Source organism: Mesorhizobium qingshengii, assembly GCF_027563465.1.
Taxonomy (GTDB): domain Bacteria; phylum Pseudomonadota; class Alphaproteobacteria; order Rhizobiales; family Rhizobiaceae; genus Mesorhizobium; species Mesorhizobium qingshengii_A.
Genome location: NZ_JAPFQA010000002.1, coordinates 42,745 through 56,429 on the forward strand (window position 1 = coordinate 42,745; position 13,685 = coordinate 56,429).

General features: G+C 63.7%; 16 protein-coding genes. 7 read left to right on the forward strand and 9 right to left on the reverse strand.

Going from position 1 to position 13,685, the window contains the following annotated elements:
* The first annotated feature begins 16 nt into the window (after positions 1–16).
* Complete coding sequence (locus OOJ09_RS04770; RefSeq protein WP_269904849.1) at positions 17–1,045, forward strand: zinc-dependent alcohol dehydrogenase family protein; 1,029 nt, start codon at positions 17–19, stop codon at positions 1,043–1,045.
* A gap of 54 nt (positions 1,046–1,099) precedes the next feature.
* Here OOJ09_RS04770 and OOJ09_RS04775 read toward each other — a convergent pair whose 3' ends face one another.
* The gene (locus OOJ09_RS04775; protein ID WP_136621867.1) at positions 1,100–2,209 is read right to left on the reverse strand and encodes a TRAP transporter substrate-binding protein; all 1,110 of its coding nucleotides are present in this window, start codon (positions 2,207–2,209) and stop codon (positions 1,100–1,102) included.
* A gap of 264 nt (positions 2,210–2,473) precedes the next feature.
* On the opposite strand from OOJ09_RS04775, the gene OOJ09_RS04780 reads away from it, so the two are divergent.
* Complete coding sequence (locus tag OOJ09_RS04780; protein ID WP_269904097.1) at positions 2,474–3,247, forward strand: gamma-glutamyl-gamma-aminobutyrate hydrolase family protein; 774 nt, start codon at positions 2,474–2,476, stop codon at positions 3,245–3,247.
* Here OOJ09_RS04780 and OOJ09_RS04785 read toward each other — a convergent pair whose 3' ends face one another.
* From OOJ09_RS04785 to OOJ09_RS04805, 5 genes are all read right to left on the reverse strand, one after another.
* Positions 3,248–3,652, reverse strand: a complete 405-nt coding sequence (locus OOJ09_RS04785; protein WP_269904098.1) for a hypothetical protein — start codon at positions 3,650–3,652, stop codon at positions 3,248–3,250.
* An 82-nt stretch (positions 3,653–3,734) separates the two neighbouring features.
* Positions 3,735–4,718 carry a 2-hydroxyacid dehydrogenase gene (locus OOJ09_RS04790; RefSeq protein WP_269904099.1) on the reverse strand — a complete coding sequence of 328 codons (984 nt, stop codon included), beginning with the start codon at positions 4,716–4,718 and terminating at the stop codon, positions 3,735–3,737.
* Entirely contained in the window at positions 4,715–5,737 is a 1,023-nt protein-coding gene (locus OOJ09_RS04795; protein ID WP_269904850.1) for a LacI family DNA-binding transcriptional regulator, read from the reverse strand. The genes OOJ09_RS04790 and OOJ09_RS04795 overlap by 4 nt, the downstream gene beginning before the upstream one ends.
* A 66-nt stretch (positions 5,738–5,803) precedes the next feature.
* Positions 5,804–6,688 carry a DMT family transporter gene (locus OOJ09_RS04800; RefSeq protein ID WP_269904100.1) on the reverse strand — a complete coding sequence of 295 codons (885 nt, stop codon included), beginning with the start codon at positions 6,686–6,688 and terminating at the stop codon, positions 5,804–5,806.
* Positions 6,689–6,889: 201 nt separating this feature from the next.
* A complete protein-coding gene (locus tag OOJ09_RS04805; protein ID WP_269904101.1) occupies positions 6,890–7,297 on the reverse strand; it encodes a DUF2000 family protein in 408 nt (135 codons plus the stop codon).
* A 51-nt stretch (positions 7,298–7,348) separates the two neighbouring features.
* On the opposite strand from OOJ09_RS04805, the gene OOJ09_RS04810 reads away from it, so the two are divergent.
* Entirely contained in the window at positions 7,349–8,221 is an 873-nt protein-coding gene (locus OOJ09_RS04810) for an AraC family transcriptional regulator (protein ID WP_269904102.1), read from the forward strand.
* A gap of 22 nt (positions 8,222–8,243) precedes the next feature.
* Here OOJ09_RS04810 and OOJ09_RS04815 read toward each other — a convergent pair whose 3' ends face one another.
* Together OOJ09_RS04815 and OOJ09_RS04820 are read right to left on the reverse strand one after the other, a co-directional pair.
* On the reverse strand, positions 8,244–8,714 hold the full coding sequence (locus OOJ09_RS04815; RefSeq protein WP_269904103.1) for a MarR family winged helix-turn-helix transcriptional regulator: 471 nt from the start codon (positions 8,712–8,714) through the stop codon (positions 8,244–8,246).
* Positions 8,715–8,927: 213 nt separating this feature from the next.
* Entirely contained in the window at positions 8,928–9,668 is a 741-nt protein-coding gene (locus tag OOJ09_RS04820; protein WP_269904851.1) for an intradiol ring-cleavage dioxygenase, read from the reverse strand.
* 212 nt (positions 9,669–9,880) lie between these two features.
* On the opposite strand from OOJ09_RS04820, the gene OOJ09_RS04825 reads away from it, so the two are divergent.
* From OOJ09_RS04825 to OOJ09_RS04840, 4 genes are all read left to right on the forward strand, one after another.
* Positions 9,881–10,921 carry a CobW family GTP-binding protein gene (locus OOJ09_RS04825; RefSeq protein WP_269904104.1) on the forward strand — a complete coding sequence of 347 codons (1,041 nt, stop codon included), beginning with the start codon at positions 9,881–9,883 and terminating at the stop codon, positions 10,919–10,921.
* Positions 10,922–10,930: 9 nt separating this feature from the next.
* Entirely contained in the window at positions 10,931–11,305 is a 375-nt protein-coding gene (gene imm45, locus OOJ09_RS04830; protein WP_269904105.1) for an Imm45 family immunity protein, read from the forward strand.
* On the forward strand, positions 11,283–12,257 hold the full coding sequence (locus OOJ09_RS04835; RefSeq protein ID WP_269904106.1) for a WD40 repeat domain-containing protein: 975 nt from the start codon (positions 11,283–11,285) through the stop codon (positions 12,255–12,257). The genes imm45 and OOJ09_RS04835 overlap by 23 nt, the downstream gene beginning before the upstream one ends.
* 100 nt (positions 12,258–12,357) lie before the next feature.
* On the forward strand, positions 12,358–13,167 hold the full coding sequence (locus OOJ09_RS04840) for a hypothetical protein (RefSeq protein ID WP_269904107.1): 810 nt from the start codon (positions 12,358–12,360) through the stop codon (positions 13,165–13,167).
* 41 nt (positions 13,168–13,208) lie between these two features.
* Here the strand turns inward: OOJ09_RS04840 and OOJ09_RS04845 are convergent, their stop codons facing one another.
* Complete coding sequence (locus OOJ09_RS04845) at positions 13,209–13,661, reverse strand: hypothetical protein (RefSeq protein WP_269904108.1); 453 nt, start codon at positions 13,659–13,661, stop codon at positions 13,209–13,211.
* Between the last annotated feature and the right edge of the window lie 24 nt (positions 13,662–13,685).

Consider the following 13,685-nt stretch of genomic DNA (forward strand, 5'->3'; position numbering starts at 1 on the left):
AGGCATGGCGACGATCATGAAAGCGGTGCGGCTTGAAGCGGTGGGCAGCATTGCGCTGCGCGAGGTCGACAAGCCTGACATCGGACCGGATGAACTTCTGGTACGCGTCGAAGCCTGCGGCGTCTGCGGCACCGACCGGCATCTGTTCCACGGCGAATTTCCGTGCACGCCGCCGGTGACGCCCGGGCATGAGTTCTCCGGCATCGTCGAGGCGATCGGAACGTCCGTCTCGGCATTTGCCGTCGGCGACCGCGTCACCGGCGACCCCAACATCGCCTGCGGGCGTTGCGCGCACTGTCATGCCGGGCGGGTCAATCTGTGCAGCAATCTGCGCGCCATCGGCATCCATCGCGACGGCGGTTTCGCCGAATATCTCGCCTTGCCGCAGAAACAGGCTTTCGTCCTGCCTGCCGGCCTGAAACCGACGCATGGCGCCTTCTGCGAGCCGCTCGGCTGCTGCCTGCATGGTGTCGACCTTGCCGAAATCGGGCCGGGCAGCTCGGTGGCCGTGCTTGGCGGCGGCGTGATCGGCCTGCTCACCGTGCAGCTGGCGCGGCTGGCGGGGGCCAGGACCATCATCCTGTCGACCAGGCAGGCATCGCGGCGAGCGCTGGCCAGGGATCTCGGCGCCACGGCGACGGTCGATCCGACCGCAGCCGATGTCATCGATGCCATCGCCGGGCCAGCTGGGCTGGCGCCCAGCGGTGTCGACGTCGTCTTCGAATGCGCCGGCGTGCGGGAAACCGTCGAGCAGTCGATGCGGCTGGCCCGAGCCGGCGGCACGATCGTCATCGTCGGCGTGACGCCGCAAGGCATGAAAGCGGAATTCGAGCCGTTCGACCTGCTGTTCCGGGAACTCAGGGTGCTGGGCTCCTTCCTCAATCCCTACACTCATCGCCGGGCGGCCGAGCTTATCGCGTCGGGCGCGATCGAAATCGACCGGCTGATCTCCAGGCAGGTGCCGCTCGAGGACGCGCCGACGGTGATCGCCAATCCGCCAGCTCCGGGCGAGGTCAAGGTGCTGGTGGTGCCCAGCCTGAAATGAAAGACCCCGGGCGCGCCGGCCCGGGGTCTCTGCTTAACGATGCAGTGGGGTGGTCTACAGCTTGCCGTTGCGCTGCTGGACCATCATGAAGGTGTCGTAGTTGTACTCGGCCACCTGCGCCCAGAGATAATGCTCCTTGCGGAAGCCCTTGATCGATTCCCAGATCTTCTTGAAGGGCGCGTTGGAGGCTTCCATTTCGGCGTAGACTTCGTTGGCCTTTTCGAAGCAGGCAGCCATGATTTCCTGGCTGAACGGGCGCAGTTTGGCGCCGCCGGCCACCAGCCGCTTCACCGCTGCCGGGTTCAAATAATCGTATTTCTGCAGCATGTTGGCGTCGGCCGCCTGCGCGGCGGTGCGCAGCAGCGACTTGTAGGCCGGCGAAAGCTCGTCGTATTTCGCCTTGTTGAACATCAGATGGACGGTCGGGCCGCCTTCCCACCAGCCGGGATAGTAGTAATAGGGCGCGACCTTGTAGAAGCCGAGCTTCTCGTCATCATAGGGACCGACCCACTCGGCCGCGTCAATGGTGCCTTTTTCCAGCGCCGGATAGATGTCGCCGCCGGCGATCTGCTGCGGCACGACACCGAGCTTCTGCACCACCTTGCCGGCAAAGCCGCCGATTCGCATCTTGAGGCCGGAAAGGTCGGCGACCGTGTTGATCTCCTTGCGGAACCAGCCGCCCATTTGCACGCCGGTGTTGCCGCCCGGCAGGCCGAAAAGGCCCTGCGTGGCAAGAAATTCGTTGAACAGGTCGATGCCGCCGCCATGGTAGTGCCAGGCATTCATGCCGCGCGCGTTGAGCGAAAAGGGAACCGCCGCGCCGAGCGCCCATGTCGGGTCCTTGCCCCAGTAATAATATGCCACCGTGTGGCAGGCCTCGACAGTGCCGGCCGTGGTGGCGTCGGCGGCCTGCAGGCCGGGCACGAGCTCACCAGCGGCGAAGACCTGGATCTGGAAGTTGCCGTCGGTGGCTTCCGACAGCATCTTGGAGAACACCTCGGCGCCACCATAGATGGTGTCGAGCGACTTCGGAAAGGACGACGCCAGCCGCCATGTCACCTTGGGGTTGGACTGGGCTATTGCCGGCGCGGCAAGCGTTGCGGCCGCGGCAGCAGCGCCGACGCCGGTGACGCCGGCCTTGCGAATGAACGAACGACGATCCATGAAGTTCCTCCCTTTTGGACCTACAGACCGACGTTCGGGAATCCTCGTCTCCCCGTATCGGTTCGCCCGAACAATACACAGGCGAAAAGTCGAGTCCAGCGCGGTGGCCGGATTTGACGGCGAAGCCACATGACCTTGCAACTATAGTCTAACAGACCGATTCGTGGCCCATGCGACACGCTGAAACTTGCCATGGAAAAATGCCCACGGATGGCCTATTTTGGGGGCAGAACATTCCTTGCCCAGATGGAAAACAGAGCCAAAATGCACCAGCCGCTCGTCGCCATATCGACCGACGTACGTCAGTTCGAAAACTACACCTGGCATGCCGCCCCGCAGCAATATCTGGAGGCCGCGATAACAGGCGCCGGCGTATTCCCGGTTCTGGTGCCGTCCTTCGGCGACAGGCTCGACTTCGACGAACTCTTGTCGTCGGTCGACGGCGTCATGGTCACCGGCTCCAAATCCAATGTGCACCCCTCGCTCTATGGCGGCGATGCCAGCGAGGCCAACGGCCCCTATGACCCGGCGCGCGACGCCACCACGCTGCCGCTGATCCGCAAGGCGGTGGAGCGCGGCGTGCCGCTGCTCGCCATCTGCCGCGGCATCCAGGAGATGAACGTGGCGCTGGGTGGAACGCTGGCCACCGAGATCCAGGAGCGCGATGGCTCGCTCGACCATCGCGCGCCGGCAAGCGACAATCAGGACGAACGTTTCGGCATCCGCCAGAAGGTGACGATCGCACCTGGAAGCTGTCTGGCAGGTGTGTTCGGTGCCGGTGACATTTTGGTCAACTCGGTGCACCGCCAGGCCGTCGACCGGCTCGGGCCCAACCTGCAGATCGAGGCCGTCGCCACCGACGGGACGGTGGAAGCGGTGTCGGTGAAGGACGCCCGCGCCTTCGCCGTCGGCGTCCAGTGGCATCCTGAATACTGGGTCAAGTCGGACGGCAACTCGGCCAGGATCTTCCGCGCCTTCGGCGATGCGGTGCGCCTGCACGCGGCGGCAAGATCCGGCGCGCGCGCCGCGGCGGAATAATCAGTCGCCAGCGCTCAAATCACCGGTGGCCGCAAGCGACAGCAAGGGCGTGGCTGGCGCATAGGATTCGTAACCGTCACCATCGGCAACCGCGAAAGTGACGATCGGATCGATGCCATTGGCGCTGAAGGCGACCGTGCCGTCCTGTTTCTCACGCCAGAACCTTGCCCGCTCGATGCCTGGCAAGAGCCGACGGCAGGTCGAGGCGACGGTGAGCAGGGAAAGGCCATCCGAAATTGCGGCGCCGCGACTGACCGGGCAGACCGCCTCGTCGCCATTGGCGACCAGCCTGTAGTTGCTGGACGGCGCGACCTCGTCGGCAGCACTTTCACCGCTGCCGTCATGGAACAGCTCAACGCCGCCGAACAACGCGGCGGCTGAAATCAATGCGGAAATCGTTTTCATCATGTTCATCCACGAGCACGGACAGGATGAAGAATGATTTCAAAGGGTTAAGCTGACGTTAATAAATGTGGCAGCCCGTCACTCAGCTTCGTGCCCTGACATGCACCGTCTCGGGCACCGATGTCAGCGGCCGGCGCTCGGTGAACCAGGAGACCAGATTGTCGACGCACAGATCTGCCATGGCGCGGCGGGTGTGGTCCGAGGCAGAGCCAACATGCGGCAACAGCGAGGTGTTCGGCGCGTCGAGCAGCGCCTTGGGCACGTTCGGTTCGTCGGCAAAGACATCGAGGCCAGCAGCGGCGATGGCGCCATTGGCAAGCGCTGCCGCAAGTGCCGCCTCATCGACCGTGCTGCCGCGGCCGATGTTGACGAAGACGCCGTTCGCGCCAAGCGCCGACAGGATTTCGGCATTGACCGCCTTCTCCGTCGAGGCGCCGCCGGGCGCCACCGAAATCAGCGTATCGACCACTTCGGCGAGACCCTTCAGTGTCGGGTGGTACTGGTAGGAAAGACCGTCGACCTTGCGCCGGTTGTGGTAGGCGACCGGCAGTCCGAACGCTTCCAGCCGGCGGGCTATGGCTTGCCCGATGCGGCCCATGCCGAAAATACCGGCCTTGCGGCCACGCAAGGTCAGCCGGCTCAGCGGATAGTTGCCCTTGCGCACCCAACTGCCGTCACGCAGCCAGGTCTCGGCACGCGGCAGGTCACGGACGGTGTTGATCAGCAGCCCGATGGCGGTGTCGGCGACCTCCTCGGTCAGCACATCAGGCGTGTTGGTGACCATGATGTTTTTCGCGGCCGCATGGCCGACATCGACCGAATCGTAGCCGACCCCGAAGGAGGCGATGAGTTCGAGATTGGGCAATGCATCCATCATCGCCGCGTTGATACCGGCGAACGCAGCGATGCCACGCACGCCACGACGCATCTCGTCAGTGACGAGCGCCGGATCGGCGTGCTCGATCCTGATGCATTTGAACGTTCGGTCGATGCGCTCGACCGCGTGGTCGCTGAAGTCGCGCGGCACCAGAATGGCTACCGCTTGCAGCTGTACGGCCTTGGTCATGCACGCTCCACCGGCTTGCCGGTCGACTGGCGCACATGCAGTTCCGGCTTGATCAATTCCTGCGACGGCCGCACCGTCTGCCCGTTGAGCTTGTCGAGCAGCGCGCTGGCGGCGCGGCGACCAACCTCGCGCTGGCCGTTCCAGACGGTGGTCAGCGCCGGCGTCGCGATCGCCGCCTCTTCGAGATCGTCATAGCCGGTGACGGAGATATCGATGCCCGGCACCAGGCCGGCGCGCGCGATGCCGTTCATCAGGCCGATGGCGACGAGGTCGTTCCAGCAGCATGCCGCCGTCGGCTTGTCCTTCAGCGCCAGGAACTGCCCGGCTGCCTCGAAGCCGGCCTGCTTGGTGCGCGGGCCGGCAATGCGCCAAGACGGCCTGACTTCAAGCCCGGCCGCCTCCATGGCATTGAGATAGCCCTGGTAGCGGTCGCGGCCGGTCGAAGTCTGGTCGGTGCCGCCGATCATGGCGATGCGCTTGTGACCGAGCGAGATCAGGTGATTGGTGGCGAGCGCGGTGCCATAGGCATCATCGCCGCGAAAGACCGGCACGTCGGCGCCCTCGACGGTGCGCGCGATCAGCACCGCCGGCAGGCCGTTCTCCTCGGCCATCATAATGTCGGAAGCCGGCGTGCCGATGGCCGGCGACATGATGACGCCGTCGGCGCCGAGTTGCAGCAGCGTATCGATGAAGGTGCGCTGCTTCTCGAGCTGATCGTAGTGATTGGACAGGATGAAGGTCTGCCGGCTGCGGTCGAGCTCGCTCTCGATCGAGCGCAGGATCTCGGCGAAGAACGGGTTCATGATGTCGTGGACGACGACACCGACAATGCCCGAACGCGAGGTACGCAGACTGGCGGCGCGACGGTTGTAGATATAGCCGATGGCGCGGGCATGTTCCTTGATGCGGTCGCGGGTGGCGCCCGCGACCAGCGGGCTGTCGCGCAGGGCCAGCGAAACCGTGGCCGTGGACACGCCAAGCGCATCCGCGATCGTCGAGAGCTTGATCTTCTGTGCCAGCGCCTTGCGCTCCCCAATCGATTTAAACTGTTTAAAGGCGGCCTTATGCCATCGATTGGGAGCAAATCAAAGTTTTTTTGCCAGCGCTTCCGCCTCGACATCCGAGGCAGCGCGGCTGCGCAGCCGGAGCCGATGCTCGCGATGGACGATGTAAAGGCCGCTGGCGACGATGATGGCGGCGCCGACCAGTGTCCAGCGGTCGGGAAACTGCTTGAAGACGATCCAGCCGGAAATGATCATCCACACCATCTGCGAATAGGGATAGGGCGCCAATGCCGTGGTCGTCGCCAGCCGATAGGCCTGGACCAGCAGCCAGTGGCCGACGGCGCCGAACACACCGAGCATGAGCAGCACGAACCAATGCCAGCCATCATGCGGCAGGGAGAACGAAAACGGCAGGAGGGGCAAAAGCAGCAGCGCCGGGGCGAGCGCCGAGAACAGGATGAGGCTTTCCGGCGTCTCGGTTGCCGACATGCGGCGGGTCATGATGACGTAGAAGCAGTTCGACAGCATCGAACCGAGCGCGAAGAGGTGCCCGACACCGAAAACACCCACGCCTGGCCGGGTGATGATGAGAACCCCGGCGAAGGCAGCCAGGATCGCCAGCCAACGCCGCCAGCCGGCCCATTCGCCCAGCAGCGGACCGGCAAGTGCCGTGATCACCATCGGCCCGAAGAAATAGATCGACGTCGTCTCCGCCAGTTGCAGGGACCGCAGCGCCAGGACGTTGAAGATGGTCGAGCCGAACAGGAACAGGCCGCGCAGGACATGTGCCGGCAGGCTGTCCGGGCGAAACCGCGCCGGCTCGCGCCAGCCGCGCAGGAGCGCGCCGACCAGCACCACATGCACGGCAAAGCGCACCCAGGCGACGATCAGCACCGACACGCCGGCAAGGACGAGATATTTGCTGCTGGTGTCGAGGAAGGTGAAGCAGACATAGGTGGAAAGCATGCACAGGATCGCCACGGGAGGCGTCGCGCTTTCTAGGTGTTTTTGGGGAGCACTCACTTGCAGGCCGGTGGGAAGCAGGGCTGGAGCCCACCTTTGCGGGAAATGTCGCTTGCCGGCAAGCCAATTGTCGCCTGCCGCCGGGCCAAAGCCGGCTGGCACAACAACAGCCGCCGGCAGGCTTAGTCTTTCGTGAGCATTGGACTAGGCGTGCATGCGGGCACCCTTGGTGATCTTGTCGACCAGTTTCTTCTCGGAGCGAAGCGCGATACCGACCACCTTGGCATCGTCGGGCGCGAATTCGGCAAAGACGGCGCGGTTGGCCGCGTCAAAGCCGGTCGAGAACATCTCCTCGACATAGAGCGATGTCGTCACACCGCGCTCCAGCGTGCGCCGGTGGATCGTCCCCAGCGTCGCCTGGTCGGCCGACAGCACGATGACCGGCTGGATCGACAGCGGATTGTAGTGATTGCCGGCGCGATCGAGATAAGGCTCGCCGATTATGTCCGGAAACTGGGCGATGATGCCGCTGGTCAGGAAAGCGGTGACGTTGAGTTTCTGCCAGACTGGCAGATCGTCCCTGAGCACGATTGCAAACTTGGTATCGAACATGTGACATTGACCATTCGAGGTTGCGCCCCGATTTCGAGGCTGAAGGAGACGATGTCGCACGATGTAGGCAGCCAGGCCTTCGAGGGTCTTGGACGTTTGTGCGTTGATGCGGCGGAAAACTGCATCATCTCCGCCCCCGATCCTGCCGGTATGGAGAGGATCGAGGCGCGGTTCCATGGCAGCGCCTTCGAGCTGCATCGCCACGACACCTATGCGATCGGGGTGACGCTGCATGGCGTGCAGACATTTCGCTATCTCGGCGCGACGCGCCACAGCCTGCCTGGCCAGATCATCGTGCTGCATCCCGACGAGCTGCACGATGGCGGCGCCGGCACCGAGGACGGCCTGCGCTACAGGATGCTCTACCTGGAGCCGTCGCTGATGCTCGACTGCCTTGGCGGCGCATCACTGCCCTTCGTCCGGGACGGCGTGGTGACGGATGGCGCCTTCCGCGCAACGCTGCTTTCGGCGCTGGGGCCGCTGGAACAGCAACTCGATGAGTTGTTCATTGCCGACTTCCTCGCCCAACTGATGCAAGGCCTGACCCGGCATGCGGGCCAGCCAGCCAAGCCGATCGCGAGGACGGCGTGGCGGGCGGCGACGCTCACGCGTGACTATCTCGCGGAAAACTTCGCCCGTCCGGTGCATTCCGGCGAACTGGAGGCGATCACCGGGCTCGACCGCTATGCCTTGTCACGGCATTTCCGCGCCGCCTTCTCGACCAGCCCGCATCGCTTCCTGGTGATGCGCCGGCTTCAGCGCGCGCGGCGGATGATCGCCGCGGGCGAACCATTGGCGCAGATCGCCATCGAGGCCGGCTTCAGCGACCAGAGCCACTTTATCAGGCACTTCAAGAAGGCGTTCGGCATGACGCCGGGACGCTGGTCGTCGCTGATCCGTGGATACGCCGCGGCGGCGGCTTGATCGTTGCGCCGGGATCAGGCGTTCATTCGTCCGACTCGGCGTCGTCGTCGACCAACACCAGTTCCTCGTTCGAGAGGTTGGCCTCGATGCGGGCAAGCAGCTTGAACAGCGCCTTCTGGTCCTTTTTGTCGAGGCCCTTCAGCGCCTGCTTTTCGGTCTTCTTCACCGATTTCTCGATGGCGTGGATGATATCGCGGCCGGTGTCCGTGAGGAAGATATGCGCCTGGCGAGCATCGGCCGACGAGGCCCGCTTTTCCAGAAAACCCTGGGCCTGCAACCGGTTGATGGTCTTGGTGATAGTCGGCGGGCGCACGCCGAGACGGCCGGCGAGATTGCCCGGCGTCTGGCCGTCTTCACGGTCGAGCGCCAGCATGATCTGATCCTGACCGGCATAGAAGCCGTGCGCCAGGAGCCGCGCCGCCAGCGCGGTTCTTGCCAGCCTTGCCGCCGAATGCAGCCGGCTCATTGTCGCAGTCTTGTCCGCCTTGGCCATGGTCATCCCTCTTCGGCCGTACCGGTGCGGGCAGCATAGAAGCTGCCAGCCGGTTGGCAATCGACGATAAAAAGAATCCGGCGTCCCAAACAGCTTTGCCGGCAAGCATTGCGGTGTCCGCCGTGGCTAATGCCAGATGATTATTTCAGTTAGATGACAAACGAGTTTCGTGGCCGGAGTTTTCGCGGCAGGCGAAGTTCCGGCGCGCACAGCTCATCCGGGCTTCACCGCAATGATCATCAGCGCCTGATAGGCATCCGCCACTTCGCGCAGCGCCGCCTGCGACCGCGGTCCGGCCTGCCTGGCGATGCGGTCGCTGGCGTTCGAGGTGTCACGCTTGCCGGGCCGGTCATTGTAGGGCGCGACGGCGGTGAAGATCTGCTCGCTGAGGCTGTCGGGGAAAAACAACTGGCCGGTCATCACCGAATTGTCATCGGGGAAGACCTTGAAGTGGATATGGGTGGTGCGGCCGCGATACCAGCCAGGATAGATGGTGGCGAAGGAAACAATGCCGCTGGCGTCGGTCCTTTGCCAGCCGCGCAGGAAGGCCTGGCCCGACGTATCGACATCCCTGCCATCACCTTGTCCCGGATAGCCGGAGTAGGCGCCTTGCGCGTCGCAATGCCAGATGTCGACGCGGGCGCCGGCAAGCGGGCGGCAGGCCGCGTCGACGACCTGCAGCCTCACGGTAAGGGCAATGCCCTTCTTGCCTTCGGTAACATCGGCACGTTCGAGCTTCGGATCGAAATAGAACGGTCCCTCGGTCACCTCGGGCGTAATGGCGCAGACGCCGGCGCCGGTTTCGAACAGGGCCAATCCGGCATAGGGCGAGGGCTCCGAAGACTGGGCGGCCATTGCCGCGCCCGGCAGCAAGGCACCACCGCCGGCGGTCACCGCGATCAGGCCAAGCGCCTTGCGCCGGCTCAGCAGGGAAGAGGATGGCTTGCCGTACATATCGTGCCTCTCGAATTGGCTTCGCATTGCCTCCCTTGTCCTGATCCAGCTTGTGACAGCGGCTATCGCCAACGAAAATCAGGTAACGGCGGCAAGCCTGTTTGGCCCATCGGTTTGCCTCGTGCAAAAGAGCGGCGCACATCCTATATGGAGCCGACAATCCCTTTTTCGAGGGCCGGATTTTCCGAGGCCCAAATTCTTCGAGGCAGGCCATGAGCGACGCACAGACGCAGATTCCCGTAACCGTTCTCACCGGCTATCTCGGTGCCGGCAAAACGACCCTGCTCAACCGCATCCTGTCGGAAAACCACGGCAAGCGCTACGCCGTCATCGTCAATGAATTCGGTGAAATCGGCATCGACAATGACCTGATCGTGGAATCCGACGAGGAAATCTATGAGATGAACAATGGCTGCGTCTGCTGCACGGTGCGCGGCGACCTGATCCGTGTCGTCGAGGGACTGATGCGCCGGCCGGGCCGCTTCGACGCCATCGTGGTGGAAACGACCGGTCTCGCCGATCCGGTGCCGGTGGCGCAGACCTTCTTCATGGACGACGACGTGCGCTCCAAGACCAGGCTCGACGCGGTGGTGGCGCTGGTCGACGCCAAGCATCTGCCGCTGCGGCTCAAGGATTCCAAGGAAGCCGAGGACCAGATCGCCTTCGCCGACGTCGTCGTGCTCAACAAGACCGACCTCGTCACCCCCGAAGAGCTCGCCAAGGTAGAAGCGACGATCCGCGCCATCAACCCGGCGGCGAAGATCCACCGTACCACCCGCGCCGGGGTTGCCCTGTCCGAAGTGCTCGACCGAGGCGCCTTCGACCTGTCGAGGGCGCTGGAAAACGATCCGCATTTCCTCGAAGCGCATGACGACCACGATCATCATGATCACCATCACCATGATCATGACGGGCATGATCATCACGATCACGCGCATCCTTCCGACATCCATGACGTGACGGTGCAGTCGGTGTCGCTGCGCGGCGGCGAGATGGACCCGAAGAAATTCTTCCCATGGATCGAGAAGATCACCCAGATGGAAGGCCCGAACATCCTGCGGCTGAAAGGCATCATCGCGCTCAAGGGCGACGACGAGCGCTATGTCATCCAGGGCGTGCACATGATCATCGAGGGCGACCACCAGCGTGCCTGGAAAGACGGCGAGAAACATGAGAGCCGGCTGGTGTTCATCGGCCGCGAACTCGACGCCGAGCGGCTGAAGAAGAGTTTCGACGCCTGCCAGGTCGCCTGACCGCAACCAATGCCGCGTTTGCTCGACCTCTCCGATGATTTTCTGATCATTGGAGACGTTATCCGACTTTGCGACAATTACGATCTCGGGCCGGGCTCCGGCCCAGTCGATCTGCTGATCTTCGATACCCGCGAAAACGATGCCGGGCTCGGTCTGATGGTGGCATCCGGCTACAAGGCAGGTCTGGTCTTCGCGGTGCTGCCCGAGGAAAGCCGGTTCGAGAAAAAACCTGGACTTTCGAAAGCCTGGCTGATCGAAAACTGGGACAAATGGTTCGTCTTCACCTATCAAGGCGGCCCGGTCCCGATCGAGGGAACCGTCATCCTGCACTGGAACGAACGAATGACTGTTGAAACCCGCCATGCCGACCGTCGCCCCGCTTGATCTCGAAGGCCATTGCGTCGCCGCCGTCTTCCTCGGCGACGTGCCGCATTTCGCGTTGGCCGACGGCGCCGTCCATCGGCTCGACCATGGCCACAAGACAGTTCAGGCCAATGACGGGCTGCTCGCCGCCTTCCATGATGCGGCCAATGACCGGCTGATCACCGGCGGCGAGGACGGCAAGGTGTTTGCCGTTACCGCGGGCGGCAATGCCGCCGAGTTGGCAAGCGCCGGCAAGAAATGGGTCACCAGCGTCGCCGCCGGGCCGCAGGGCGCCATCGCCTATGCGACGGGCAAGACGGTCTTCGTGCGCTTCGCCGACGGCAAGACCCGGGAATTCGTCCATCCGCGCTCGGTCGAGGGGCTGGCTTTCTCGCCCAAGGGCATGCGCTTCGGCGTTGCCCGCTACAATGGCGCGACGCTGCATTTCCCCGCCGCCGAGGGCAAGCCGGTCGAACTCGAATGGGCGGGCGCCCACACCGGCATCACCTTCTCGCCCGACGGCGCCTTCCTCGTCACCACGATGCAGGAAAACGCCTTGCATGGCTGGAAGCTCGCCGACGGCAAGCACATGCGCATGACCGGCTATCCCGGCAAGGTCAAAAGCCTGTCGTGGAGCGTGAAAGGCAAGTGGCTGGCGAGTTCCGGTGCACCGGCGGCGATCGTCTGGCCATTCTCGGGCAAGGACGGCCCGATGGGCAAGGCGCCGCTGGAACTTGGCACGCGCGGCAACGCCATGGTGACGGCGGTCGCCTGCCATCCGAGCCAGGATGTCGTCGCCGTCGGCTATGACGACGGCATGGTGATGGCGGTGCGTTTTGCCGACGCCAAGGAAGTGCTGTTGCGGCGACCGGGCAAGGGCGCCATCACCTCGATGATGTGGGACAAGGAAGAACGCCGCGTCGCGTTTGGCAGTGCCGCCGGCGACTGCGGCGTCATCGACATTTCGGCCTGAAACCCCGCGCCATCGGGGTCAAGCCCGGCACCATGCTTGCGCGCTGCCCTTCTTGAGCGCATCCTCTTTGCGTTGGACAAGCTTCCGATGGGAGGAGACCTTGCCAAGCACGGTTACGCTTCATGCCTGGGCGACGCCGGCATTTGTCGGCGGCTCGCCGGTCGACCATACCTGGGTTACCACCTATGACAACCAGCGGCACCACTATGCCAATGCAGCCGCTGTTGCCGCCGCCGGCAAGGACTACTGGTTCTGTTGGGGCAGCTATCATCCGACCGGTGGAACACCCGGTGATCCGACAGGAACTCTCGGTAAACAGTCCGGGCATCTGGCGCTGGCGCAATGCCTTGTCCAGTCGAATGCCGATTCGGCGACAGTTCCCGCCGCCCAGGGGACCATACTGATTTACGGCATCGATGGCGTCTGCCACCAGCTTGCCAATCAGGTGCTCTACGCGACCACCGGGACGCGGCTGACGGTGAAGAAAGCGCGTGGTTATGGGGCGAGCAGCTTCCTATATGGAACCTATGGGCTGCGGCACGCGGCGTGGGCCAGCAAGATCCAGCATTGCCTGGGAACGAGCGCCCTGGCGGCCGGTGGAGCCGGCGGAGTGACCAAGATGCAAGGATTGCCCGACGATTTCGAGGAGCACGCACGATCGGTGCTCGGCGACGAGGAACCGGAACTGCTGGCCAAGCTCCTGTCGCTGAAGGGCGAGGTGCAGAATTTCACAGCGCAGCGAATTCCAGGCTTTGCGCCGCCAAGCCCGGAAACGATCAATGCGCGCAACCAGCATTTGATCGATCAGGCAGCCTTGCTGCTTGGCCCCAAGCACTTCGAACGCGTGTTCGGCTTTCCGCCCGGCGAAAAGATCAATCTCGTCGATCCATCGGTGACCTCCCGGAAATAACGCGGCGCCGCCGCGTTTGCGCGCTGCCGCATCCGATCGGTCTACTCGGCGCCGCAGGATACCGTCCCGCTCAGATTTGCGGGTTTGCCGTCGCCGTCCTTGTCAGCCGTGCTGTCGTAGACGGCAAGCCTGTACTGCCCGTCATAGACGCCTTCGTCGCTGGCCTTGGTCAGGACCGTCAGTTCGACGGAACTGTAGGTGTTTGCGACCTGATGCTCGCTGTAGATGTTCAACCGCAGCTCCTTGTTGTCGAGCCAGTACTGGGTGAGGTTGGAATTCTCGAACACCGTCTTGCGCAATTCATCGCCGGCGGGCCTTGCCTTGATTTCGAGGTCGCCGCGAAAATTGAAGGTCGGGCCGCCCATGCCCGTGGTGACGCCGGCATCGACCTGGAATTTCACCGCCGCATCGTCGACGGAACACCAGATGCCGCCGGTGGCGAAGGCCGTGCCGGCCGACAGGAACAGCCCCAATCCGCAGATGATCGACCGCATTTTCCCCCACGCCACCCATTGCCG

Coding starts and splice junctions, on each gene's coding strand:
- OOJ09_RS04845 (WP_269904108.1), bottom strand. CDS start 13,661: ATGCGGTCGATCATCTGCGGATTGGGGCTGTTCCTGTCGGCCGGCACG.
- imm45 (WP_269904105.1), top strand. CDS start 10,931: ATGCCGCGTTTGCTCGACCTCTCCGATGATTTTCTGATCATTGGAGAC.
- OOJ09_RS04810 (WP_269904102.1), top strand. CDS start 7,349: ATGTCGCACGATGTAGGCAGCCAGGCCTTCGAGGGTCTTGGACGTTTG.
- OOJ09_RS04780 (WP_269904097.1), top strand. CDS start 2,474: ATGCACCAGCCGCTCGTCGCCATATCGACCGACGTACGTCAGTTCGAA.
- OOJ09_RS04790 (WP_269904099.1), bottom strand. CDS start 4,718: ATGACCAAGGCCGTACAGCTGCAAGCGGTAGCCATTCTGGTGCCGCGC.
- OOJ09_RS04775 (WP_136621867.1), bottom strand. CDS start 2,209: ATGGATCGTCGTTCGTTCATTCGCAAGGCCGGCGTCACCGGCGTCGGC.
- OOJ09_RS04800 (WP_269904100.1), bottom strand. CDS start 6,688: ATGCTTTCCACCTATGTCTGCTTCACCTTCCTCGACACCAGCAGCAAA.
- OOJ09_RS04770 (WP_269904849.1), top strand. CDS start 17: ATGAAAGCGGTGCGGCTTGAAGCGGTGGGCAGCATTGCGCTGCGCGAG.
- OOJ09_RS04805 (WP_269904101.1), bottom strand. CDS start 7,297: ATGTTCGATACCAAGTTTGCAATCGTGCTCAGGGACGATCTGCCAGTC.
- OOJ09_RS04820 (WP_269904851.1), bottom strand. CDS start 9,668: ATGTACGGCAAGCCATCCTCTTCCCTGCTGAGCCGGCGCAAGGCGCTT.
- OOJ09_RS04815 (WP_269904103.1), bottom strand. CDS start 8,714: ATGGCCAAGGCGGACAAGACTGCGACAATGAGCCGGCTGCATTCGGCG.
- OOJ09_RS04785 (WP_269904098.1), bottom strand. CDS start 3,652: ATGAAAACGATTTCCGCATTGATTTCAGCCGCCGCGTTGTTCGGCGGC.
- OOJ09_RS04825 (WP_269904104.1), top strand. CDS start 9,881: ATGAGCGACGCACAGACGCAGATTCCCGTAACCGTTCTCACCGGCTAT.
- OOJ09_RS04835 (WP_269904106.1), top strand. CDS start 11,283: ATGCCGACCGTCGCCCCGCTTGATCTCGAAGGCCATTGCGTCGCCGCC.